Below are 22,793 nucleotides of genomic sequence, written 5' to 3' on the forward strand. Positions count from 1 at the left end.
GTTAGGCCCATAAATGACATGAAATGATGATAAACTTTTATAAGGGATCTGTTAGGAAGACTACGGGATCAACAGCAACGGTAGCAACAGCAATCAACAGCAAGTTGATTTATATTGCCTGCATTTGATACTGCGATTAATTTACCATACATAGTCTATAGATTTAGTAGGCAAATATATTTTTAATTTATTGATCGCAAAAAATAAATTAAAAATTGTGTTGTTAACGCCCAAGAATATATGCACTGCTGCATGAAAGGGCTATATTAGCTGAAACTTAACGATTAATTCAACTTAAACCCATGTCACTCCAATTACGCTTATTGTTTGCTGCCTTCATCAGCATCACACTAACCTGCTGTAAAAAAGAAGAATCATCATCAACCCGCCAATTATTGCTGGGAAAATGGCAAATTACAAAGATCATTACAGACCACACGGTAAATAACCAGGTAAGCAGTACCGAAACGCAAAGCCAGTTTACAGCAAATGACTATTTGCTATTTAATGATAACGGCACAGGTTACATGGCCATTAAGAACACTTATGATAACAAGCCGTACGGCAATATCACTTTTACAGCTAATACTTTAAATGAAAATGATGTAAACGGACACTGGTCAAACGGTAGCTTTTCCTTCTTTATCAATAACATCACCAAAACTTTCCTCCAAATCTCTTATGGTTACACCACTCCAGGATCTAATCCTCAGGAGAACTACGTTGATAAAATTAAGCTAACGGCTACCCGGCTTTAAGCATTGCGGGATGAATACTTATATAAAAAAAAGCCGATGTATAAATGTACATCGGCTTTTTTTAACATAAAGTTTCGACAATTACTCGCCGGCAGTTTCGCTGTCGTATTTAATCTTATTAACGTGTTTGTCAATTTCCCAACGACCGGTTCCTTCTTCGCCAATAACTTCGAACAGTTCCAGCGCGCGGCGGGCTTTGTATTCCTCTTCACGTTGTTCTTTCATAAACCAATTCAGGAATTCGAAAGTAACAAAGTCTTGCTCTTTCATGCAGTTGGCTGCAATGTTTTTGAAAGATTGGGTGATGGCTACCTCGGCTTCCAGAGCATCTTCAAATACCTCACGAAAACTAGTGTAATCCTGCTTAATATTATTTACATCAGGTGATACAGCTCGGCCACCCATGTCTAACACATATTTAAACAATTTAAGCTGGTGCATACGTTCTTCTTCAGCCTGTTTAAAAAAGTAGTCAGAAGAATAGTCGAAACCATTTTGGTTACACCATGAAGCCATAGCCAGGTACATAGCCGATGAATGAGCTTCTTTCTTTATTTGTTGATTTAAAAGCGTTTCGATATCTTCAGATAGCAAACACTTTACACGCATAATATCTTTCATAATATTTTACAGTTATGTGCTGTATACATATGGAGTACATACAATTATAGTGCTATAAAATTGCACAACTGTAAATTAATAGCAATATGAAATAAGTCTAAATAGTTGTAAGGGCTTGAAACGAGAGCTGGGAACCCGGAACAAGGGCCTATTGTCTCTAACGACAGTAAAAGATCCTTTCAAGTACAGGCGTATCACTCAGAAAAGATTTCTCGTTAGTACTCGAGATGATACATACGATTTGTTATTGTTTATTAATTATACCACTACTCTGAACAAACGATCGTGGATAATTTGGTTGAGTTCGAACATAGCGAAGGTGCCCTCAAGTAGTTCTTTGAGAGATATGATCTGCAGCAGGTTGAGGAAATAACAGTGATTGCAAGCACAAATAAACACCATTTCAATCTCGGGTTTCTTACTGCTATCTAACAACAAAGCTTCGATATCAACGCGGTAGATCGATTTTTTAAGTTTTAACAAACCACGGTAATCGAAACGGACCAGTTTACCGGCAAAATCAATATACCAGCAATTTTCCCGGTCGTTTTGGTAAACAGTGCCTTTATTGGTGCTAAACACCTCGGTGTAATATGTTGTTGTTGCAGTTTTAGCCCCGGTCATCACATTACAAATATAACACTATTTAGAAGCAGTCCAAATACTATTAAAGAAAGTTTTTTGAGGAATAGGATTTATAGAAATTGAAAATCAATGAGTATTATCTACCTTGCCCAGTTCCCACTTGGATATTATTCCTATTCCTAAATACGATTGGTGTAAGTGTAGGCGCTTACCAATTGTTGAATGAAGCGTGCGGGGGCTTTTTAAATTAATGATTCCATTTTAGCCCTGCAGTGTTAAACTCCATAATTTCTGTTTTATGTTCAGCTCTTGTTATTACTAATGATGATTTCCTTGACCTTCTATCTTTCAGAATCGGATTACTAACGAGAGTTGCCTCGATTAATAATTTTTTAGCTTTTTTTAATTTTGCTATAACTTTTTTTGCTCTATCAATAAAAATAACATTTGTTGTTCCATCAGCTGGTCTTGAACATTGAAATTTAATTGGCCTTTCTTTATCAAACCGCATACGTATAAATATACCATTCTCACCACTATAGAAAGCCGCCGAATTTGCCTCACTAAAAGTACCTGTTGAAAGCGTAACGTTGTTACCATTTTCAGTTTTTTGGATAGCTAACACAGGCCAACTGTGATCAGTTCCTGAATATATCCAGTCTTTACAAGTATTTTCTGCAAGGAAGTTTTTTTTTGATGTCATCCTATCTTCGCTTTCACTGTAAAGCCACTTAGTATCATCAGATTTTTTTGTTGCTGGTGAGGAACTAGTATCTACATCACACGATGCCAAACAAGCAGTTAACAACAAGACAAACAAGTATACACTTCTCATGATACTGCAAAACTACTTTATTTTAAATTAAAATAAAAAAAGGGAGCCACGCATCAAACGCAGCTCCCTTTTCTTTGTATAAAGATTCCTCTTTTGGAACAACGAGCCTTTACTCGTTCAGAAAAACAAATTGATGATCGAACATGTCCAGCTTAATCTTGCTGTCTTTGTCTACCTTACCGGCCAGTATCTGCTTTGAGAGCTCGTTCAGGATTTTCTTTTGGATAACCCTTTTAAGCGGACGGGCACCGTATTGCGGGTCGTAACCCAATTGTGCAAGCCAATCCAGCGCCTCATCGGTTGCTTCCATATGAATACCCATTTCGTTTAGCGTATGTTGCAAGCCTCTGAACTGTAGTTTCACAATGGCTCCAATTTCATCCCTGCCAAGCGGCGTAAACATAATGATCTCATCAATACGGTTCAAAAACTCTGGGCGGATGGTTTTCTGTAACAGCTCAAACAACTGGTTCTTGGTTTTAGCCATCACTTCTTCCTTATCGCCGTCCTCATAATTCTGGAAGTTTTCCTGAATGATGTGCGAACCTATGTTAGAGGTCATGATGATGATGGTATTCTTAAAGTTAACCACCCGGCCTTTGTTATCGGTTAGGCGGCCATCATCTAACACCTGCAGCAAAATATTAAACACATCAGGGTGGGCTTTCTCAATTTCATCCAGCAGGATAACACTGTATGGTTTACGACGCACAGCTTCGGTTAATTGTCCGCCTTCATCATAGCCTACATAGCCCGGAGGCGCACCAATAAGGCGGCTCACCGCATGACGTTCCTGGTACTCAGACATATCAATCCGCACCATGCTTTGCTCATCATTAAACAAGAACTCAGCCAGGGCTTTAGCCAGCTCGGTTTTACCTACCCCGGTTGTTCCTAAAAAGATAAATGAACCAATGGGCTTGCGCTTATCCTGCAATCCGGCACGACTACGGCGTATAGCATCACTAATGGCCTCAATAGCTTCCTCCTGACCGGCTACACGCTTGTGTAACTCTTCTTCTAAATTCAAAAGTTTCTCTCGCTCGCTTTGGATCATCTTAGATACTGGTACACCTGTCCAGCGGGAAACCACGCCGGCAATATCGTCGGCTGTAACCTCCTCTTTCAGCATGCGGTGATCCGACTGATTTTCTAGCAGTGCGGCTTTTAATTGCTCTACCTCAGCCTCTGTTTCACGGATACGACCGTAGCGCAGTTCGGCCACCTTACCATAATCGCCCGCACGTTCGGCCTGCTCGGCTTCCAACTTGTAGGCTTCAATGGCTTCAATCTTTAAGTTGATGCCATCAACCAGGTCTTTCTCGCTTTGCCATTTGGCACGCAGTGAATCACGCTCGGCCGATAGGTTGGCTATCTCTTCACTCAGCTCTTTAACCTTACGGTCATCACTTTCACGCTTGATGGCCTCACGCTCAATTTCCAACTGCATAATGCGACGCTCTAACTCATCCACCGCTTCTGGAACTGAATTCATTTCCAGGCGAAGCTTTGAAGCAGCTTCGTCCATTAAGTCTATCGCTTTATCAGGCAAAAAGCGGTCAGCAATGTAACGTTGCGACATTTCAACCGAAGCAATAATAGCCTCGTCTTTAATGCGCACTTTATGATGCGCTTCGTACCGTTCTTTTAAACCACGCAAAATAGATATGGCATCGGCAGCATCCGGCTCATCAACCATTACCCGTTGGAAACGGCGTTCGAGCGCTTTATCTTTTTCAATATATTTTTGGTACTCGTTCAGCGTAGTTGCACCTATAGCACGCAGCTCGCCACGCGCAAGTGCCGGTTTCAAAATATTAGCGGCATCCATGGCGCCCTCACCTCCCCCGGCACCTACCAGCGTGTGTATCTCATCAATAAACAGAATGATCTCGCCATCGCTTTTAATCACCTCGTTTACTACAGCCTTCAGGCGTTCCTCAAACTCCCCTTTGTATTTGGCGCCTGCTACCAGCGCACCCATATCCAGCGAGTATACCGTTTTGGTTTTGAGATTTTCAGGCGCATCACCTTTTATAATACGGTGTGCAATACCTTCGGCAATGGCTGTTTTACCCACACCTGGTTCACCTACCAGTACCGGGTTATTTTTGGTACGGCGAGACAGGATTTGTATAACCCGACGGATCTCCTCATCGCGACCAATAACCGGATCAAGCTTGCCTGATTCGGCATAATCGTTCAAATTACGGGCATATTTGTTCAGGGCATTATAGGTTGCCTCAGCATTTTGACCGGTAACCTTGCTGTCGCCACGTAGTGCGGTTATTACAGTTTTAAGGTCTTTTTCGGTAACACCGTAATCTTTAAGAGCACTGCTGGCCTTATCATTAACTGCTAGAATACCTAACAGTATGTGCTCAACAGATACAAACTCGTCTTTAAACTCTTTTAAATATCCCTGCGCTTTTTGTAGCGCAGTGTTAGTGTTAGATGACAAATAAATATTATCGCCGCTTACTTTTGGATACGATTCGATTTGCTTATCCAACGTATCATTTAAGCGGCCTATATTAACGTTCAGCTTTTTAAGCAAATAGCTGATTACGTTTTCATCAACCAGTAACAATCCTTTCAGCAGGTGAGCATTCTCTATAGCCTGTTGCTGATTACCGGTTGCTATTTCCGAAGCCTTTTGTACTGCTTCCTGGGCTTTGATGGTAAAGTTGTTAAAATTCATGGTATTATATACTATTCAAACCACCTGCCAGCAACGCATAAATGTAAAAAAGTCAGCAAAATTAATCATCGGCCGACATTTTGTCTCTTTATGAAAGCACTTCATTCTCTACGGCCAAACCTGTTGTTCAGCTTAATACCATGAGTAACAGAATAAGAAACGATCTCCTGGCACTTAAAATAGTATTAATTAAATCAAATTGTTTGTGTAGTTAAATTGTTCAATAATAAGCCTTTGCATTATACAATTCACGTCTAAAACCTATAGTTTTGAAGCTTTAGAAAATTTAATTGGCAGTGGACACCTATTACTTCAAAAGCATTCCATCAAAATACCGCTCGGCATACCAGCGGTATTATATGCTTCAAAACTTAAACACTATACAGGTAGCGTGTATGGTGTTCTTTTGCTTAAACCTTGCTATACGCATTTTCACTTACCTGGTTCCGCCCAGCATTACGCATATACATAATTACCCTGAGTTTAGCCTGGCAAATTGGACGTGCCTTGTTATTACGCCTATATTTTACCTGGCAGGATACCAATTGATAAAGCAATTCAAAAAACCAAGTAACCTTGCCATATCACTAGGCTATGTGCTTACTTTTTGTATTTACCTGCTGGCGTGTGGTATGCTATTTAATTTTATTGCCACATCCGACCCAAGCAACAGCATCATTATTTACCTGGTGGCCTTAATTGCGGTTGCCAGCGTTTACACCCTCGAGTATCAGGAAACGCTGCTGCTTACTGTAGTGAATGCGCTCCTGTTTACGCTGCTGCTCATGTATGTGCGGGCAGACCCAACCGAAATAATTTACAATGAGTTGCTGCTTGTGGTTCTATCGGGAATTTTCTTTTTTGTTTCACGCCATGTTTATACTTATCGCGCAGGAGAATATTTACAGTTCCGAATCATTAAAGAAAAGAATATTGAGATTGAAAAGGCCGGCGCATTTAAAAACGATGTGCTGGGGATGGTGGCACATGACCTGCGTAACCCAATAGGCGCCATTGAGTCGATTGCGCTACTGATGGAAATGGATGAACTGGATGATGACACGCGTGAAAATACAGCGATGATCAGAACATCATGCCGCAAAGCAATAACTATTATAAATGACCTGCTGGAAGTTGCCCGCAATGACAACAGTGATGTGCTAAACTATACGTTGGTTAACATGAACGACTTTTTGCGGGACCTCGTACAAGTATGGAAGCACATGAGTGATTTCACTAACCAACTGAAGTTAACTGTACCCGACAGGCCGGTACATGCCAGTATCAACCCCGAAAAATTTCACAGGGTTATTGATAACCTCATCAGCAATGCCGCCAAGTTTTCAAAAGAAAAAGACACCATTGAGTTAAAATTATACGAGCACAAAAACCTGGTGCATATAGAAGTGAAAGATAACGGCATGGGCATACCTGCCAATTTAATACCTAATATATTTGATCGTTTTTCTAAAGCGGGCCGTAACGGTTTAAAAGGAGAACAGTCTACTGGTTTGGGTTTAAGTATCTCTAAACAGATTGTTGAGATGCATAACGGCCGTATTGATGTACAAAGCGAGGAAGGAAAAGGTTCGACCTTTATTATACGCCTGCCCGAGATAGAAGCAGAGATCTAAGTTAATTCATCATAACTCACTCTATAACAAGGCCGAAGAGCTTTTAAACAGCAGATAAAAGTATTTTGCCCAAAATTAACCACAGTTGTGTACTTTATTTCACAGTATTAAAAACGCTGTTGTTACTCGTTTTATAATTTAAAGTTTTGTTCGTTAAACTTTCTGCAATCAATTGACGCATACCTTGTTATTCTACTAAAAGTTAATTTCTGGTGAAATTTTTGTAAAGTATAGTATTAATAAATTGTACCATTGTTAACCATTATACCTAACAAATATGAAAAAGGCGTTTACCTCAATTGCAGCATTTTTTGCGCTGATGTACTTACTGGTGGTGATTTTTTTCAATATAAAAGACCCTCACTATTAAGGAGTGTTTTTAAACTCAAAACGCATTTATACATTTACGTATAGATGCGTTTTTTGTGCCTACCGGTCTCATTTAATGGCCGCCTCAGTCGGCTGGTGCCAAATAAAACTTCTCGTTAAAATTTACTAAAAACAATTCCGTAGTTGCACGGGTGCATGCTGTGTAAAACCAACGCAAAAAATCAGTATTCATCATTTCGTCGGTAAGATAACCCTGGTCAACAAATACGGCTTCCCATTGGCCACCCTGTGCTTTATGACAGGTTACTGCATAGGCAAACTTAATCTGTAAAGCGTTATAATACGGGTTAAGTTTAAGTTCCTTCAGCTTATCACGCCGGTTAGGGATATGATCATAATCCTTCATTACTTCTAAAAAGAACCGTTTTTGATCAGCAGGCTGCAGTGAAGGAGAGTCTGAATACAAAGCATCCAGCAACACCTTGCAATCAATTACCGGATCTTCTGCATAATCTATAAACTCGAGCTGCACATCAGCAAACCTAAATCCATAAATCTCTTCAAACCGGCGTACCTTTTTTATACGGGCAATATCGCCGTTGGCAATAAAGCCGGTACTATCTTCCTCATGCTCCTGCAACCAAAAGTAATTGTTACGCACAATCATAATCTGGTCGCCCCCGGTAAGTTCCTCTTCGCGCATGAGTATGCGGTTGCGTATTTGCCGGTTGTACAGATTGGCATTTTTATTTGAGCGGCAAATAACCAACGTACCATCAAATCCATATTTCTGATAAGCGTAGTTAAGCCCTTCTTCAAGCCGGTCGCCCGTCATTCGGTATACATCCTTGTAGCCTTTGGTAATGATCTGCGGAAATGCTTCTTCTTCGCAACGAATAATATCACGAACGGAAGTTACATTGTGCAGGATACCTGAATTCTTTTGCTGGCGCAGTACATCAGTTAATTCGTAGGTATGAACATCTAAACCAAACTGGTCCTTAAGTACCCCAATATCCAACGCAGGGCTGTAGGCCGAACCTACAGGCGGCAACTGGGCGGTATCTCCCACAAGCATTAATTTGCAATTCTTAAAATTGTATACATAATCAATGAGATCTTTAAGGAGCGTTTCGCGATTGTTACCGCTAATCTCGTCTGATATCATGGAGGCCTCATCTACAATAAAAAGCGTATTCTCGGCAGTGTTAGCAGCCAGCGCAAATGTATCGTCCATATTCATAGCAGATTTGCGACGATAAATACGCTTGTGTATGGTAAAAGCCTTGCGGCCCGAGTAACCGGTTATCACCTTAGCTGCCCGACCAGTTGGCGCCAGTAAGACGGATTTAAGCGCATACAACTTCAGTGCTTTAACCAATGCACTTACTATCGTTGTTTTACCGGTACCGGCATAGCCTTTCAATAAAAAGCATTCGTAGCCGTTATTGCTTTGCAAAAAGGTATGCAGACGGTTAAACAAGTCGAGCTGCTGGGCACCCGGCTGGTGTGGAAATGATTTACTAATTTGTTCCTGAACAGGCATGTTGTGGTTTATTGGCTATAAGCCGTTAACAAAACAATGAAAAAATAGTTATTTTTGCGCATTACTGATGAACGATACCCTATATCATTACATTGACCCTGGCTTTAGCCACACGCAAGTGGGTAATTACACGCTGCTTTTACTGCTAAACGCACAAAGTTTTGAGCTGGCTGTTATGCACGGGCAAAAATTAATGGTTTGGCGTAAGGCAGCCCCCTTAGCTGAAATAACCCAGCCGGGCGAGGTACAGGAGGTTTTAAGCTTCAGTTTTCATGATATTATAACGGGAATTAGCACACCGTATTTTACGTTGGTGCCGCAAACCCTGTTTGAAAAAGACCAGGTAACAGAAGTAGCCCGCTACCTCGATGTGCAACCTACCGATACTGTTTTTGCGCAAGTGTTAGATGCTAATAATCAGGTAGTGTTTAAAACACAGGAGGCATTAACCCTGGCTGCCGGAAAGTTTGATTTGCAGAAAGTGACGTTCGGATCAGCGGGTTGGATATTGGCTATTGAGGCTAACATGCCTTCAAACTACAGCCTTTATGTTAACCTCCATGCTACTACCTTTGATATTGCATATTTTAGGCATGGCAAGTTACACTTGTATAACACCTTCGAATTTACACACGAAGACGAACTGGCTTATTATAATGCATTTGTTTGCCAGCAATTGAAACTGGATATGAGCCTAACCACCGTTATACTGAGCGGTGAAATTTTGGCCGGCGATAACCGTTATCACAACATACTATCTAACTTCTTTAAAACGGTAGAATTAAATACCATCAGCGTTGCTGAGCTACCGGCATCTTTACCTAACCATCAGCTTTTGGCGCTTACAAGCCTTTCATTATGCGCATCATTGGCGGACGCTTAAAAGGATTACGTTTAAATCCACCTAAAAACCTACCCGTACGCCCCACTACTGATTTGGCTAAGGAGGCTTTATTTAATATTCTGCAAAACCAAATAGACTTAGAAGGCATCAAAGTGCTTGATTTATTTAGCGGTACGGGCAACCTGGCATTGGAATTTGCTTCGCGCTATGCCCAAAGCGTAACAGCTATTGATCGTAGCATACATTGTATCAACTATCTCAAAGATGCGGCCCGGCAGCATGGCCTTACCCAAATATCAACCTTTAAGGCCGATGTATTTAAGTACCTGGAACTGGAGACTGAAAGGTATGACCTCATTTTTGCCGATCCACCATACGATTTGAGCCGTATTCCGGAAATAGCTAAGATTGTTTTCGAAAAAGACCTGTTATTACCGGGTGGTATGCTTATCGTTGAGCATCAATCCATGCAAAACCTGGGTAATCATCCTAATTTTATTGAGCAACGGCGCTATGGACATTCTTCTTTTTCTTTTTTTGCACTGCCAGCTAAAGATGAATAGAACAACTATACAATAGCTTAGCGCTAACTATTAAGAACCATTTAAAAGCAGGCATGTTGTTGAAGTATGCTTAGGATATATTTTGTAACCATTATTGTGGTTATTGTCTTAGTGGTGGCTTACGTATATGCGCTGGTTTATTTTTCGAGCAAGCCCGCCGACTTAGCGGGGGTGGATATGCGAAATGTATTTCACGAACGTAAAACCATACCAGTAGTAGTTCAAAAAGAAATACTTACGGCTTTAAGCCATTACCCGGAACTGAAAGACACACCCATCGATTTTGTCTTTGATCCTAACACCAGCAAATCTATTATGCTCTCGCAGCCCGTTTTGTCCAGCTTTTTCAGAGGACGGCTAAAGCGCTCGTACGTTATCAAAATCAATCCTCGCTTTAAGCTGGTACACAGGGTAATTCCTATACAGGATGTGCCCAAGAATGTACTTGTTGGCTGGTTTGGACATGAACTTGGCCATGTGATGGATTACCGTTCACACAGTAATTTAGAGATGATTGGTTTTGGTATACGTTATATTAGTTCAGATAAATACATCATGCGGGCCGAGCAACATGCCGATGCCTATGCTATTGACCATGGCTTAGGCGATTACATTGTGAGCACCAAGAATTTCATCTTAACTAATTCAGAAATACCACCAGAATACAGGGCAAGAATACAAAGGTTATACCCATCCCCTCAGCAAGTTATTGATTTAGTAAAGAAGCTTAAAAAGCACGAAGTTAACTAGGCACGGTGCTTTTTAACAAACTCTTCCCACTCTAAAAATTGCTCCTCTTTCATTACTCGAGGTATTTTAACCTGACCACCCAGCTTTTTATTTTCTTCGCTCCATTTATGAAAAAACTCAACAGGCACCGTTTCTACTTCCACGTCTTTTAAAGCACGAGTACGGGCAACTGCGTAATTTTTGTTATTATCTTTTAAGTTTTGGTCGAGTGCTTTCGCTACTGCTGCCTTGTCTAAGTCTTTATCTGTACTGATGTACCAGCGGTCAATCAGTTCATCACCACGATGTATGGTTGCGACCACAAATTCCTGTATCGCGGTATCATAAGCATCCTCCATATCTTGTATGGCTTTGTTCATTTGCAAAACAGAAAGCTGCGAACCAGCTACGTTCAAAAACTGCTTGGTACGACCGGTTATCTTAATCTCGTAGCGGCTTTTGTCGGTAAAAATAATGGTATCCCCTATCATGTAACGCCAGGCGCCCGATACGGTAGAGATAAGCAAAACATATTCTTGCTCTTCTTCTACATCGGCAAGGGTAAGTACCTCGGCTCCCTCCACAATAGCGCCTTCGCTGGTGATGTTCTTATCCTCGAAAGGCACAAATTCAAAGTAGATTCCGTTATCAACTACGAGTGACATGGCTGATGTATGCGGCCGTTTTTGCATAGCCAAAAAACCTTCGGAAGCCAGGTAAGTGTCGATGTAAACCAGCGGGTGTGCAAGTAGTTTTTCAAAACTCTTTTTGTAGGGATCAAATGCTACGCCGCCTGTAGTATATACGGCCAGGTTGGGCCAAAGCTCGTGAATGTTTTCTAAGTTGTGTTGCTTAATAATTTCTTTCAGCATCAGCTCAATCCATGCCGGGATGCCCGACAGGCTGCCTATATCCCAGTTGGGCGCCTGCTTGGCAATTTCTTTAATACGCTCGTCAAAATCGCTAATGTTGGCAATTTCCTTACCAGGCTTATAATAACCCCGAAACCAGAACGGAATATTGCTGGCGCTTATACCACTTATTTCGCCAGCTAAATGACCTTTAATATCTTTTAAATCTGTACTGCTACCGAGCATGAGAATTTGTTTTTCAAAAAACTCTGCAGGCAAATCGAAATTAGCTAAAGCAGCCACCTGCTGCATGCCCGACCGGCGGATGGCAGCCAGCATTTCATCAGTTACAGGTATGGTTTTGCTATGACTGGTAGTACCGCTGCTGAGCGCCAGGTAGTGGGTGCTACCAGGCCAGGTCACATTGTCTTCGCCGTCAACCACGCGGTGCCACCATTCTTTAAAAAGGCGGTCATAGTCAAAAACCGGTATACCTTCAGCAAAAGCTTTAGCAACATCAGCACTGTTTAAGATGCTTTCGAAATTATAGTGCTTGCCAAAATCAGTATTGGCGGCTTCGGTCAGTAAACTAACTAAAACTTCTTTTTGCGCCTCAACCGGGTCTGGTTGTTTAACAAGTTTATCAGTAAAATCAATCGCCTTTTTTATCAGTTCCCCTATTATTGCCATAGCATTTCTTATTCTGTTACACATAACAGGAATAACACCGAATTGATTTAAGAAATGTACGTCATGATAAACACACTTGTTTACCCACCGACTAAAATGGCAGTTGTATTAAGGTGTTTTATCAGCTTAAAATTACTTCTTCTGTTCTGCCGGGCGCCAGCAAGGCTGCCCCCTATCATATAGAGAATATTAGGCAGCAAAAGGTCTTAAACTGCCGTAAAATACATTATTTCTTTCCAGACTTTAGCCAGTAACTTATACCAACTTGGAACGGACTGTACGATTGGGTATAGCCACCCATACTGTTGCGCACTTTGTAAGCAGGCAGGGCTAGGTAACGTGCATCAATGTTAAACTGCTTAATAGTGATACTCATGCCTGCTGTAAAACCTAAATTAACTTTACTGCTAACAACCGTACTTTTAAATACCGAATCAATGGTCTTGCTCCGCCGAAGCGTATCCCTGAAACCAGCAACCGTGCCTAACCTGGTTGATACACTGCTTTGCTTACCGGCAAAACTAACTACCGCGCCGGCTTTAAGGCTAATAAAGTTGTTTACTCTATACCCAAGCGTAAGCGGCAAATCAATTACCTGTAATTTTCGAGAATCGTTTATGGAGAAGGCTGATGAAGAGTCGGGCTGAAAAAAGCTGGGATGCGTGTAGCTGCCCGACAATGTTCGCGGACTGTTGTAACGCAATGCAACGCCAATAACCCAACGATTGGTTAATGCATAATTACCGGCTACACCAACATAAAAGCCACTAATTTTACCGGCTACGTTAATCCCGGTTTCAAACCCGTAGTTAGCGGTCGGAGTAAGTATTGGTTGAATTGTTTTTTCCTTTTGAGGTTTTAACCTTTTGGATTTGGTTTTAGCTGCGGTACTTTTGTCGTTTATGGCGGTTGTTTTTAATTCCGGCTTTCCGTCAGCTATCAGCAAAGATCTATTTCCGGTAATTTTACTGTGCAGGGCTTCGTCACTAACTATTAAAAAGTCCTGACCTGCACTTTGCGAACTGCTTGAGCCGCTTCCTTTAAGGGGGTAGGACTTAAGCTCTTCATGATTTTCTTTCACACCCGTCCCAATCCTCTCAGCCCTAAATACACTTTCCTTATCTTTATAAACGCCTGTTTTTAAGACGGCTGCATTGATGCTGTTCTGCTTGTTATTAACACGCGATGAATACGGACTGCCAGATAAACGTCTTTGAGTTGCCCCTCCTGCCTGTACCGCTCTCCCAGAATTGCCCGGTTTACTATTTGGATCATAAGTGCCTTTTGATACCGGAGCCTTTGTTTTATTAAACAAACTAACCTTGTCATGCGCTTCCTTTAGGCTAACCGGTGTATGCAAGCTATTTGCTGAATTGTTCTTTGAGGTAGTTATACTTTCGTCGGCAGAATCTTGCCTGCTTTTCAAATTGTTGTAACTTGCTGGAATACTATCAATAGATTGGATATTACCGATACTACTATCGGTTTGCAATGCTCCGTTAAGAGTACTACTGTCGGTTAATAAAAGCTTGCTCTGTGCTGAATCACCCTTTGAACGGTACTCGTATTTCTTTTGCACTTTAACTACGGCCTTTTGCTTAGCCGGCGGTTTTACGGCAAACCAAGTTGCCGTGCCTATCATGGCGGCAGCAGGCAATACATAACCGGCCATTGTGATAATTTTGGCAATAAGGGATTTTGCAGCCGGGGCAGCTGTAGTTATTGGATTTACAGGCAAATGTGCATCCAACCGTTGTTGCATAACAGTCCAGGCTGCGCCCGCATCGCTTTTAACAGGCAACTTATCCAGCTTGCTACGCCAAAGTTTACTATACCATGCTGAATTTTTCATGTTGCCTTATTTTGTTTTTCAGTTGGTTGGTTAACTTCACTCATTATGGGCTCCAGCAATACTCTAAGTTGCTTTTTTGCTTCAGATAAATGCCACCTGGAGGTACTTTCACTTATATGTAGATGTTCGCTTATTTCATGGTGGGAGTATCCTTCAATCACGTAAAGGTTAAAAACAATTTGCGTGGCAGCGGGCAAAGCTCTTATTACCCGCAGCAAATCTTCAACATATAGCTTTTCTAAAACGGATGGCGCTATAAAAGCCTCTTCGCTCACATCTTCTATACTTTCAACTTCAATGAAACGTGCTTCTTTACGACCGAGATCGATACACGTGCGCACAATAATGGTACGGATCCAGGCGCCGGGATCGCCTTTACGCTCATCAAAATCATTTATGTTTTGAAACACCTTCAGGAAACCACTATTCAATGCCTCTTGCGCCAACTCGTCTGACTTGAGGTAACGATAGCACAGCCTAAGCATGTCTGTGTAAAACAGCTTATACAAAGCCTCCTGGGCAGAGCGCTTGTTGGCCTTGCACCCCTTCATTAGCCTGGGCAATTGCTTAGTAAAAATGTTCATTCAGAGAGTTCAGACAATAAGGAATAGCAATAGCTATTTTACTTTACGTAAGCCGGCAGTGAAATGCTGGGTAATTTATAAAATTTTTCTTACTGCATTTTTACCCAGCACTTAGGGAGTTAACAACGTAATATTATTATAACGCTCAGCACCTAAAGTTATGGCAAATCGTAGCAATCTGTTCACCAACAAAAGCACCCAGCTTCAAAAGCTTAAGTTTAAAAGCAAGAACGTAGGCTTTCTGAAGTTATTAACTCTGCTTAAAATAAGGCGCAAACCGCTGCATAATGGTTTCAATAGCCGCTACGCTGAGAAATTTCCAAATGCCGACCATTGCCAATGGAACGGAGGCCGGCTTTTAACACGCCATGAACTCGAACGGCTGCTGAATAAAAGCTAAATCATCAAAGGAGCTTTGCTTCGCCTCAAGGAACACTGTGTTAAATAAAAACTATTCGGCAAGAAGTGTTAATTTTGCAAATTAAACTTTGTAATAAGCACTTGGGCAACAACACTCATAACAGGATTTCCTACTTCTCCGATAAGTTAATCAATGATATAGCGTTACCCGAGCGGTTTACCTTTCCCTTTTTTTACGAACCGCATCGTTTAACCAAAATTGCTGCTGCCAAATTACAGCATTATCTGGAAACGCAGACTGAGCTGGACCACAACTTTGGGTTAAACGGCAATCAGGATGGATTGGCCATTGGGAAAATGTTTGGTGTTTTGGTGGTGCAGGACACGGAAGGAAAAATAGGTTACCTGTCAGCTTTCTCCGGCAAGCTGGCCGGCTCCAATGATCATGTTAAATTTGTGCCGCCGGTTTTTGACATGCTGGTCGAAAATAGTTTTTTTCTGAAAGAGCAGGAGATCATCAACACCATAAATACACAGGTTTCTAAAATATGGTCAGACGGAGAATACGAGCACCTGAGGCATGACCTTAAGCAGCTTTCTGCGCAATCCGAACAGGAATTAGCTGAGTTTAAGAAACAGTTAAAAAACAATAAAGAAATCCGCAAGAAGCTACGTGAGCAACATAAGCACACCCTGAACCAAGATGATTACGCTCAGTTTGAAGCTAACCTGATAAGGCACAGTTTGCACGATAAGCATCAGCTTAATGTTCTTACCCAAAAATGGAAGCAGCATCTGGGAGAAGTGCAGGGTAAAATAGCTCAATTTGAAGCCGGTATTGAAACTTTAAAGAATGAACGCAGGGAGCGGTCTGCTGCTTTACAGCAACAACTTTTTGAGCAATACGTATTTCTAAACAAAGACGGCGAAAGTAAAAGTTTACAAGAAATTTTTAGCACAACCATCTATGGCAAACCTCCTTCGGCAGCGGGCGAATGTGCTACGCCCAAATTATTGCAATTTGCATTTGCCAATGGATACAAACCGCTTGCCATGGCGGAGTTTTGGTGGGGAGCCGCACCAAAATCAGAGATTAAAAAGCACAAACAGTTTTACCCGGCCTGTACCGGTAAATGTAAGCCCATATTAGGACACATGCTAAAAGGAATGCAGATTGACGAAGATCCTTTTTTGCAAAACCCTGGAGAAAGCAGCAAGCTGGAAATAATTTTCGAAGACCAATACTTTGTAGTAGTTAATAAACCGGCTGGATTACTCTCTGTTCCGGGCGTTAATATCCAGGATTCAGTTTACAGCAGACTGAAACTTACCTGGCAAACCATTGAACCGCTTATTGTTCACCGGTTGGATATGGGCACTTCGGGGCTGTTAGTGGTCGCTAAAACGCCGGAGGCGCACAAGCATATCCAAAAGCAATTTCTTAAACGTACCGTTAGCAAACGCTATACGGCCATACTGTCTAAAGCAATCGATCAGGCCGAAGGCGAGATAGACCTACCATTACGTGGGGACTTTTATAACCGGCCCAGGCAACTGGTTTGTTTCGAATCAGGAAAAAGAAGCGTTACCAGATGGAAATTAGTTGAAAGACAAGAAGCCACAACCAAGGTACATTTTTGGCCGCTCACCGGCAGAACGCACCAATTGCGTATGCATTCGGCCCATGAGTTGGGGCTTAATGCACCTATTGTTGGAGATGACCTTTACGGTACAAGTGCGGAGCGCTTGTACTTGCACGCCGCCTATCTTGAATTTGTACATCCCAGCACGAATGAAAAAATCAGCTTTGATGTAGCAGAAGACTTTTAATGTGGTTATTAAACGCTTTACTAACCCGCTCTAATCATCTCCTTGCCGAAAGATTTCTTTGATAAATCTCGATAAAGCGCCTTTTTAAGACGTTAAATTTTTATTTAGACAATAATTGTTTAATAAAAGAATGTATTTTTATAAAAAACTCACACTTTTTGCTTGTTAATGTAAATATCAATGACGACTTGAAACTTTTTGCTTTGTTAAAGCAAGGAGACGATCAAGCGTTTGAAGATATTTACAATAAATACTGGTACGATCTGTATAAAACTGCCTTTAAGCGACTTAATGATAAAGAAAAGTGCCGGGATATAGTTCAAAACGTATTCACTGATCTTTGGAACAGGAGAAACGAATTAGAAATACTGAATTTACAAGCATACCTCCATACGGCAGCACGCTTTCAGGCACTAAAAACAATTAGTAAACTGTCAAACAAAACTATTTTTATTGAGGCTTTTAATAGCAACATCACTTCAGGATTGCAAAGCGATGAAAACCTGCTTAAAAAAGAAGCGCAAAAATTGGTTGAGCAATTCATAAAAGCTCTTCCTGCAAAACGACGAAAAATTTTCGTAATGCACTATATGGATGATCTGAGCACAGCGCATATTGCACAGGAATTAAGCTTGTCTCAGAAAACCGTTCAAAACCAGCTTACTACCGCATCACACGCACTTCGGCTAAAACTTACCCACCTATTTAGCTATGTAATTATCCTGGCTGTTTTGCAATACAGATAGTATTATCTTTTCGTTAAGATTTTTTTGGGACAATTCTAACTTCAGGGTACATAGTAATAAATACAATTGCTATGTCCGGCTACAATTCTTATAAGGATATTCAAAAAATGATTGAAAGGTATGTGGCAGGAACAGCCACTGCTGAGGAGGCTGCATTTGTTGAATCATACTATGCCTACCAGGATCGTAATGAAGTACCCGACATTTCGGCAGACGAAAAAGAAGCACTTCGCAAAGAAACTTTTGAAAACATATCTAATCAACTGAACGCTACACCACAAACTAAAAAACGTATCATTAACATCTATAGGTACGCAACGGTTGCTGCAGTGTTATTGGTAGCCACCACTACTGCTTATTTGTTTTTACATCGAGCATCTCCAAGTAACAAGCTTGAGAATGTAAGTGTTAAAAAACCGCTTGACGTAATGCCGGGCTCTAACAAAGCCATACTTACCCTTGCCGATGGCTCAACCATGATACTCGACGATAAGGCAGATGGCAACTTGAAAGAGCTGCCTGGCCTCATCATTACTAAAACACGTAAAGGCGAGCTGGTATATAAGGTCTTAAGTAAACAAAGCAGTGAGCAAATTACCGCAATCAATACCGTAACTACACCTAAAGGCGGGCAATATCAGGTGGTGTTACCCGATGGTACGCGCGTTTGGCTGAATGCCGCATCCAGGCTAACCTACCCGCAATTTTTTGCTGGCAAAACACGCGAAGTTAAACTGGAAGGCGAGGGCTACTTTGAAGTATCAAAAAATAAGGCCATGCCTTTTCATGTTTTTACTGGCAACCAGGATGTAGAAGTTACCGGTACACATTTTAACATTAACGGTTATATGGATGATGGATCGATTAATACCACCCTGCTCGAAGGCGGCATAACGCTACACCACCATGGTCGCTCACAGAAAATTATACCCGGCGAGCAAGCAAACGTTTTAACTAAGCCATTTGCCATAAAAGTACAGAGGGTAGATACTGAAGAAGTTGTGGCCTGGAAAAATGGATTGTTTGAGTTCAATAATGCAAGCTTGAGGCAAATCATGAGTCAGTTGGAGCGCTGGTACGATATTAAAGTAGATTATAGCAGTCTCCCTGCAAAACGCTACAATGGGATGGTACCCCGCAGTGCAAACTTATCAAGAGTACTCAAAATGCTTGAAGTTACCGGCAACATCAAATTTGAAATTCAGAACAACCGGCAGCTAAGCGTGATGGCCGAATAATCATTAACGCCCTATCTCAAAATCAATCACACAATAAAAATCTACCCTACTCCATTAATTATCAAACCCTCTAACCCCAACGGAATGTATGAAATTCTACTATGATCCATTTAAGCCCAAGGACACAAACTCCACTACTATTACCTTAAACGCTAATCACCCAAAAATTTTTAGGATGATGAAAATTACAGCGCTGCTCATGACTTTATTTTGCCTGCAGATCAGTGCAAAAACGTTTTCTCAACGCGTTAGTTTAAACGAGCGTAATATGCCATTGGAACAGGTGTTGAAGGAAATTAAACGCCAAACAGGTATCTACTTTTTATATGACGCCGATTTGCTTCAGCAAAGATCTAAGCCGGTAAGCATTAATGTAAAAAACACGGCTATTGAAGAAGTGATGAACATTGCTTTAAAATCGCAGCCGTTTAACTGGGAAATTTCTGAAAACACCATTCTTATTAAACCGGTTTCAGTTAAACCGGTTAACAAAGCGCAAACACAAAACATAGATGTACGCGGAAAGATAATTGATGAAAACGGACAACCGCTAATGGGTGTTACGGTAACTGCAAAAGGCACCTCTTTAGGTGCGGTTACTGATATAAATGGTAATTTTACCCTTCCAAACGTTAAGGAAGATGCTATACTGTTAATTTCTTACATAGGTTACACCTCCAAAGAAGTGAAAGCCACGGCACAGTTAGGGACGGTGAGCCTCTTGCCTTCTGTAGGCACGCTGAATGATGTGGTGGTAACCGGTTATACTAATTATTCACGTAACCAATCGGCCAATGCCGCAACGCTGGTAACGGCAGAAAAAATCAACCAGGTACCAGGTCTAACGCTCGATCAGATTTTGCAGGGACGTGTACCCGGCATGAGTGTAATTTCGTCATCAGGTCAGCCAGGTCAGAGTGCGTCTGTCGTTATTAGGGGTATTGGAAGTGTAAACGGCTCCTCAACTCCCCTATACGTGTTAGATGGTATTCCTATAGAAGGAACGTATTTTCAAACAATCAATCCTGAGGATATCGAATCGACAACGGTGCTTAAAGATGCCTCAGCCAAAGCATTGTACGGTTCGAGGGGATCTAATGGTGTAATTGTATTAACCACAAAAAAAGGCAAACTGGGTAAAGTTGCTGTTCAGTACAATTCACAATATGGTATCTCGAAACTAAGCCGCCCTAACTTTATTATGATGAACACGGCAGAACGCCTGCAATTTGAAGAAGAAATTGGCGCTGCTTACAACCGCACCTTAGGCCCGGGCTGGACTTATTCGCCCAAGAATCCGGCCTATGCGGCGGGTACACCTGCCTTCAGATCACGGGCCGATGCCATATTGGACAGTTTAAGAGGAATTAATACCGATTGGAGAGACGAGTTTTTCCAAACCGGTAAGTTTCAGGAACAACAGGTGAGCATTAGCGGGGGGAACGAAGGTTTGAGGTTTTATAACTCCTTAAATTATTACAAGCAGGAAGGCGTGGCCAAACGTACAGGACTCGATCGCTATGCTTTAAGAAGTAACCTGGACTTTAAATCAGGTAAGTTTTCGGGTAGTACCAACGTTTCTATAGGCTACTCCAACTCAAGCTTTACAGAGGGCGAAGGCGGTACAGGTGTAGGCACCTCAATGGCGTCGGTATACTATGCCCTACCTTATGAGTACCCTTATGCCCCCGATGGAACACTGATTCATCAGGGTAATAAAAGTCAATACAATATCCTAGATCTGCGTGAGGGTAGCCAGGGTTTAGAGCGCTTGCTTAACTCGTCTAACAAAACCGATCAGTTAAAGAGTATCATAGGCATGTCGTTTGCCTACCAGATTTTACCTGAGCTTAAGGTTACCACCAGGGCTGGTATAGATTACCGTAACTCTACCGATCAGCTTTATATCAACCCCGATTCGTACTATGGATCGCGTAGCGTTGCTAACACACTAGGCGGCAAAGGCCGCTTTGATGAAGCAACCCGACGTAATTTTAATATCATATCCACTTCAGGTTTAACTTATTCAAAGGTCTTTAATGATGTACATAACCTCGAAGTGTCTGGCTTTTATGAGTACATCTATAATAATTACAACAGTTTTGGTTTCACCGGCTTTGGTATAGATGGGCGCTTGCCCGAAACCCCCGCTGGTATAACTAATGGCAGTGCAACATTTTTACCGAGTGTAAGCGGAAGCAAAACCAAAAGTGCTTTAGCCTCATTTATGGGAATTGCCCGTTACACTTACAATGATAAATATACCCTTACCGGAAGCTACCGCTATGACGGATCTACCAAGGTTGCCCCTGTTAATAAATGGCATGGGTTTTATTCTGTAGGTGGTAATTGGGTGGCTAAAAAGGAAAATTTCCTGAAAGATGTTGATTTAGTGAATGACCTGCGCTTTCGTGCAAGCTACGGCACTACGGCGAGCCCTTTAAATTCCGATTTTGGATACCTGGCTTCGTTCAGTGCCAATACCTCCTATGGCGGGGTGGCAGGTACGCGTCCAACATCGCCAGGAAATGCCGATTATGATTGGGAGTACGTAAATGAATTAAACGTAGGCTTTGATTTGCATTTGTTTAAATCTGACCGGGTACGTATTTCGGCCGATTATTACAATCGCATCACCTCCAACATGTTCTTCGATCAGCCACTGTCGGCCACCTCGGGCTTTAATACATTGCCTTTAAGCTCTGGTAAAATGCGTAATCGTGGGATTGAATTTGACGTAAGCGGCGATATCATTAAAAACCGCAGCATCACCTGGACAATTGGAGCTAATGCCGGTTACAATAAAAACACCATATTAGAACTTACACCACTTGCCGATATGCTACTGGACGGCGACACCCGCATATTTAAAGTTGGCCTGCCTTACGGAACTTATTACGCACCAGACTGGGCCGGCGTTGACCCGCAAACCGGTAATGCACAATATTACAACCTCGATGGTAGTGTTACCACCACCTATAATGCAGCTGCGCAAAACGCAACAAACTCAGGTAGCTTATATCCTGCCTTTACAGGTGGCTTTAATACTAATGTTACCTGGAAAAACTTTACTTTGAGCGCCTTGTTCTCTTTTGTATCGGGTGTAAAACGCTGGAACAATGAAGATTTTTACAACGAAAATCAACGTTATGCAACCAGTAACCAATCTATCCGAATGCTCAATGATATCTGGAAAAAGCCTGGAGACATGGCAACATTGCAACGCTTTGATGTTCCGCGTAACTTTACTTCTAAAGACATCCAGGACGCTTCCTTTTTACGATTCAGAAACTTAAATATTGGCTACAATATCCCTCAGGCTCTTCTACAAAAAACCAAGGTTTTTAAATCGGCAAGAGTTTTTATACAAGGCGAAAACTTGTATACATGGACAAAATGGAGAGGTTTAGACCCTGAGAACAATAGCGTTTATGGCAGATTTCAATATCCTAATACACGCACTTTTACAGCCGGTTTAAATGTTAATTTTTAATAC

The 22,793-nt window shown here is 41.6% G+C and carries 18 protein-coding genes; 10 read left to right on the forward strand and 8 right to left on the reverse strand.

The annotated features are described in order from the left end of the window. The first annotated feature begins 302 nt into the window (after window positions 1–302). Window positions 303–758, forward strand: a complete 456-nt coding sequence (locus ABDD94_RS17875; protein ID WP_345953372.1) for a hypothetical protein — start codon at window positions 303–305, stop codon at window positions 756–758. An 81-nt stretch (window positions 759–839) separates the two neighbouring features. Here the strand turns inward: ABDD94_RS17875 and ABDD94_RS17880 are convergent, their stop codons facing one another. The 4 genes from ABDD94_RS17880 to clpB all read right to left on the reverse strand — a co-directional run bounded on the left by ABDD94_RS17880 (window position 840) and on the right by clpB (window position 5,500). Beyond that, a complete protein-coding gene (locus ABDD94_RS17880) occupies window positions 840–1,379 on the reverse strand; it encodes a ferritin (protein WP_345950736.1) in 540 nt (179 codons plus the stop codon). 258 nt (window positions 1,380–1,637) lie between these two features. Continuing rightward, a complete protein-coding gene (locus ABDD94_RS17885) occupies window positions 1,638–2,003 on the reverse strand; it encodes a hypothetical protein (RefSeq protein WP_345955992.1) in 366 nt (121 codons plus the stop codon). A 208-nt stretch (window positions 2,004–2,211) separates the two neighbouring features. Further along, complete coding sequence (locus tag ABDD94_RS17890; RefSeq protein WP_345953373.1) at window positions 2,212–2,799, reverse strand: hypothetical protein; 588 nt, start codon at window positions 2,797–2,799, stop codon at window positions 2,212–2,214. Between the two features lie 109 nt (window positions 2,800–2,908). After that, window positions 2,909–5,500 (reverse strand): ATP-dependent chaperone ClpB, encoded by a 2,592-nt coding sequence (gene clpB / locus ABDD94_RS17895; RefSeq protein ID WP_345953374.1) that lies wholly within the window; start codon window positions 5,498–5,500, stop codon window positions 2,909–2,911. Between the two features lie 296 nt (window positions 5,501–5,796). On the opposite strand from clpB, the gene ABDD94_RS17900 reads away from it, so the two are divergent. Further along, a complete protein-coding gene (locus ABDD94_RS17900) occupies window positions 5,797–7,134 on the forward strand; it encodes a HAMP domain-containing sensor histidine kinase (protein WP_345953375.1) in 1,338 nt (445 codons plus the stop codon). A gap of 454 nt (window positions 7,135–7,588) precedes the next feature. Here ABDD94_RS17900 and ABDD94_RS17905 read toward each other — a convergent pair whose 3' ends face one another. Then, window positions 7,589–9,010: an AAA family ATPase gene (locus tag ABDD94_RS17905; protein WP_345953376.1), complete on the reverse strand. Its 1,422-nt coding sequence runs from the start codon at window positions 9,008–9,010 to the stop codon at window positions 7,589–7,591. A 67-nt stretch (window positions 9,011–9,077) separates the two neighbouring features. Between ABDD94_RS17905 and ABDD94_RS17910 the strand changes: the two genes are divergently transcribed. The 3 genes from ABDD94_RS17910 (at window position 9,078) to ABDD94_RS17920 (ending at window position 11,167) form a co-directional block, all read left to right on the forward strand. Beyond that, window positions 9,078–9,893 (forward strand): DUF3822 family protein, encoded by an 816-nt coding sequence (locus ABDD94_RS17910; protein ID WP_345953377.1) that lies wholly within the window; start codon window positions 9,078–9,080, stop codon window positions 9,891–9,893. Then, window positions 9,869–10,417 carry a 16S rRNA (guanine(966)-N(2))-methyltransferase RsmD gene (rsmD, locus tag ABDD94_RS17915; protein ID WP_345950730.1) on the forward strand — a complete coding sequence of 183 codons (549 nt, stop codon included), beginning with the start codon at window positions 9,869–9,871 and terminating at the stop codon, window positions 10,415–10,417. Before ABDD94_RS17910 ends, rsmD begins: the two co-directional genes overlap by 25 nt. Window positions 10,418–10,483: 66 nt before the next feature. Then, entirely contained in the window at window positions 10,484–11,167 is a 684-nt protein-coding gene (locus tag ABDD94_RS17920; RefSeq protein WP_345950729.1) for a hypothetical protein, read from the forward strand. Here the strand turns inward: ABDD94_RS17920 and ABDD94_RS17925 are convergent. The 3 genes from ABDD94_RS17925 to ABDD94_RS17935 form a co-directional block, all read right to left on the reverse strand. Further along, on the reverse strand, window positions 11,164–12,687 hold the full coding sequence (locus ABDD94_RS17925; protein ID WP_345953378.1) for a GH3 auxin-responsive promoter family protein: 1,524 nt from the start codon (window positions 12,685–12,687) through the stop codon (window positions 11,164–11,166). The two genes, ABDD94_RS17920 and ABDD94_RS17925, sit on opposite strands and share 4 nt — an antisense overlap. A 226-nt stretch (window positions 12,688–12,913) precedes the next feature. Beyond that, a complete protein-coding gene (locus ABDD94_RS17930) occupies window positions 12,914–14,539 on the reverse strand; it encodes an outer membrane beta-barrel protein (protein WP_345953379.1) in 1,626 nt (541 codons plus the stop codon). Continuing rightward, window positions 14,536–15,123 carry an RNA polymerase sigma factor gene (locus ABDD94_RS17935; RefSeq protein WP_345953380.1) on the reverse strand — a complete coding sequence of 196 codons (588 nt, stop codon included), beginning with the start codon at window positions 15,121–15,123 and terminating at the stop codon, window positions 14,536–14,538. The genes ABDD94_RS17930 and ABDD94_RS17935 overlap by 4 nt, the downstream gene beginning before the upstream one ends. A 160-nt stretch (window positions 15,124–15,283) precedes the next feature. Between ABDD94_RS17935 and ABDD94_RS17940 the strand changes: the two genes are divergently transcribed. The 5 genes from ABDD94_RS17940 to ABDD94_RS17960 all read left to right on the forward strand — a co-directional run bounded on the left by ABDD94_RS17940 (window position 15,284) and on the right by ABDD94_RS17960 (window position 22,790). Further along, window positions 15,284–15,523, forward strand: a complete 240-nt coding sequence (locus tag ABDD94_RS17940) for a hypothetical protein (protein ID WP_345953381.1) — start codon at window positions 15,284–15,286, stop codon at window positions 15,521–15,523. A 101-nt stretch (window positions 15,524–15,624) separates the two neighbouring features. After that, a complete protein-coding gene (locus ABDD94_RS17945) occupies window positions 15,625–17,313 on the forward strand; it encodes a pseudouridine synthase (protein ID WP_345953382.1) in 1,689 nt (562 codons plus the stop codon). A 158-nt stretch (window positions 17,314–17,471) separates the two neighbouring features. Beyond that, window positions 17,472–18,059 carry a sigma-70 family RNA polymerase sigma factor gene (locus tag ABDD94_RS17950; RefSeq protein ID WP_345953383.1) on the forward strand — a complete coding sequence of 196 codons (588 nt, stop codon included), beginning with the start codon at window positions 17,472–17,474 and terminating at the stop codon, window positions 18,057–18,059. 71 nt (window positions 18,060–18,130) lie between these two features. Further along, window positions 18,131–19,297, forward strand: a complete 1,167-nt coding sequence (locus tag ABDD94_RS17955; protein ID WP_345953384.1) for a FecR domain-containing protein — start codon at window positions 18,131–18,133, stop codon at window positions 19,295–19,297. A gap of 88 nt (window positions 19,298–19,385) precedes the next feature. Further along, window positions 19,386–22,790 (forward strand): TonB-dependent receptor, encoded by a 3,405-nt coding sequence (locus ABDD94_RS17960; protein ID WP_345953385.1) that lies wholly within the window; start codon window positions 19,386–19,388, stop codon window positions 22,788–22,790. Window positions 22,791–22,793: the final 3 nt, after the last annotated feature.

It is taken from the genome of Mucilaginibacter sp. PAMB04168, from assembly GCF_039634365.2.
GTDB lineage: Bacteria > Bacteroidota > Bacteroidia > Sphingobacteriales > Sphingobacteriaceae > Mucilaginibacter.

What these genes read in the sequence shown, in the direction of transcription:
- ABDD94_RS17935 (WP_345953380.1), bottom strand. Translation starts at nt 15,123, where the DNA reads ATGAACATTTTTACTAAGCAATTGCCCAGGCTAATGAAGGGGTGCAAG.
- ABDD94_RS17960 (WP_345953385.1), top strand. Translation starts at nt 19,386, where the DNA reads ATGAAATTCTACTATGATCCATTTAAGCCCAAGGACACAAACTCCACT.
- ABDD94_RS17905 (WP_345953376.1), bottom strand. Translation starts at nt 9,010, where the DNA reads ATGCCTGTTCAGGAACAAATTAGTAAATCATTTCCACACCAGCCGGGT.
- clpB (WP_345953374.1), bottom strand. Translation starts at nt 5,500, where the DNA reads ATGAATTTTAACAACTTTACCATCAAAGCCCAGGAAGCAGTACAAAAG.
- ABDD94_RS17875 (WP_345953372.1), top strand. Translation starts at nt 303, where the DNA reads ATGTCACTCCAATTACGCTTATTGTTTGCTGCCTTCATCAGCATCACA.
- ABDD94_RS17920 (WP_345950729.1), top strand. Translation starts at nt 10,484, where the DNA reads ATGCTTAGGATATATTTTGTAACCATTATTGTGGTTATTGTCTTAGTG.
- ABDD94_RS17890 (WP_345953373.1), bottom strand. Translation starts at nt 2,799, where the DNA reads ATGAGAAGTGTATACTTGTTTGTCTTGTTGTTAACTGCTTGTTTGGCA.
- ABDD94_RS17880 (WP_345950736.1), bottom strand. Translation starts at nt 1,379, where the DNA reads ATGAAAGATATTATGCGTGTAAAGTGTTTGCTATCTGAAGATATCGAA.
- ABDD94_RS17925 (WP_345953378.1), bottom strand. Translation starts at nt 12,687, where the DNA reads ATGGCAATAATAGGGGAACTGATAAAAAAGGCGATTGATTTTACTGAT.
- ABDD94_RS17910 (WP_345953377.1), top strand. Translation starts at nt 9,078, where the DNA reads ATGAACGATACCCTATATCATTACATTGACCCTGGCTTTAGCCACACG.
- ABDD94_RS17930 (WP_345953379.1), bottom strand. Translation starts at nt 14,539, where the DNA reads ATGAAAAATTCAGCATGGTATAGTAAACTTTGGCGTAGCAAGCTGGAT.
- ABDD94_RS17885 (WP_345955992.1), bottom strand. Translation starts at nt 2,003, where the DNA reads ATGACCGGGGCTAAAACTGCAACAACAACATATTACACCGAGGTGTTT.
- ABDD94_RS17955 (WP_345953384.1), top strand. Translation starts at nt 18,131, where the DNA reads ATGTCCGGCTACAATTCTTATAAGGATATTCAAAAAATGATTGAAAGG.
- ABDD94_RS17940 (WP_345953381.1), top strand. Translation starts at nt 15,284, where the DNA reads ATGGCAAATCGTAGCAATCTGTTCACCAACAAAAGCACCCAGCTTCAA.
- rsmD (WP_345950730.1), top strand. Translation starts at nt 9,869, where the DNA reads ATGCGCATCATTGGCGGACGCTTAAAAGGATTACGTTTAAATCCACCT.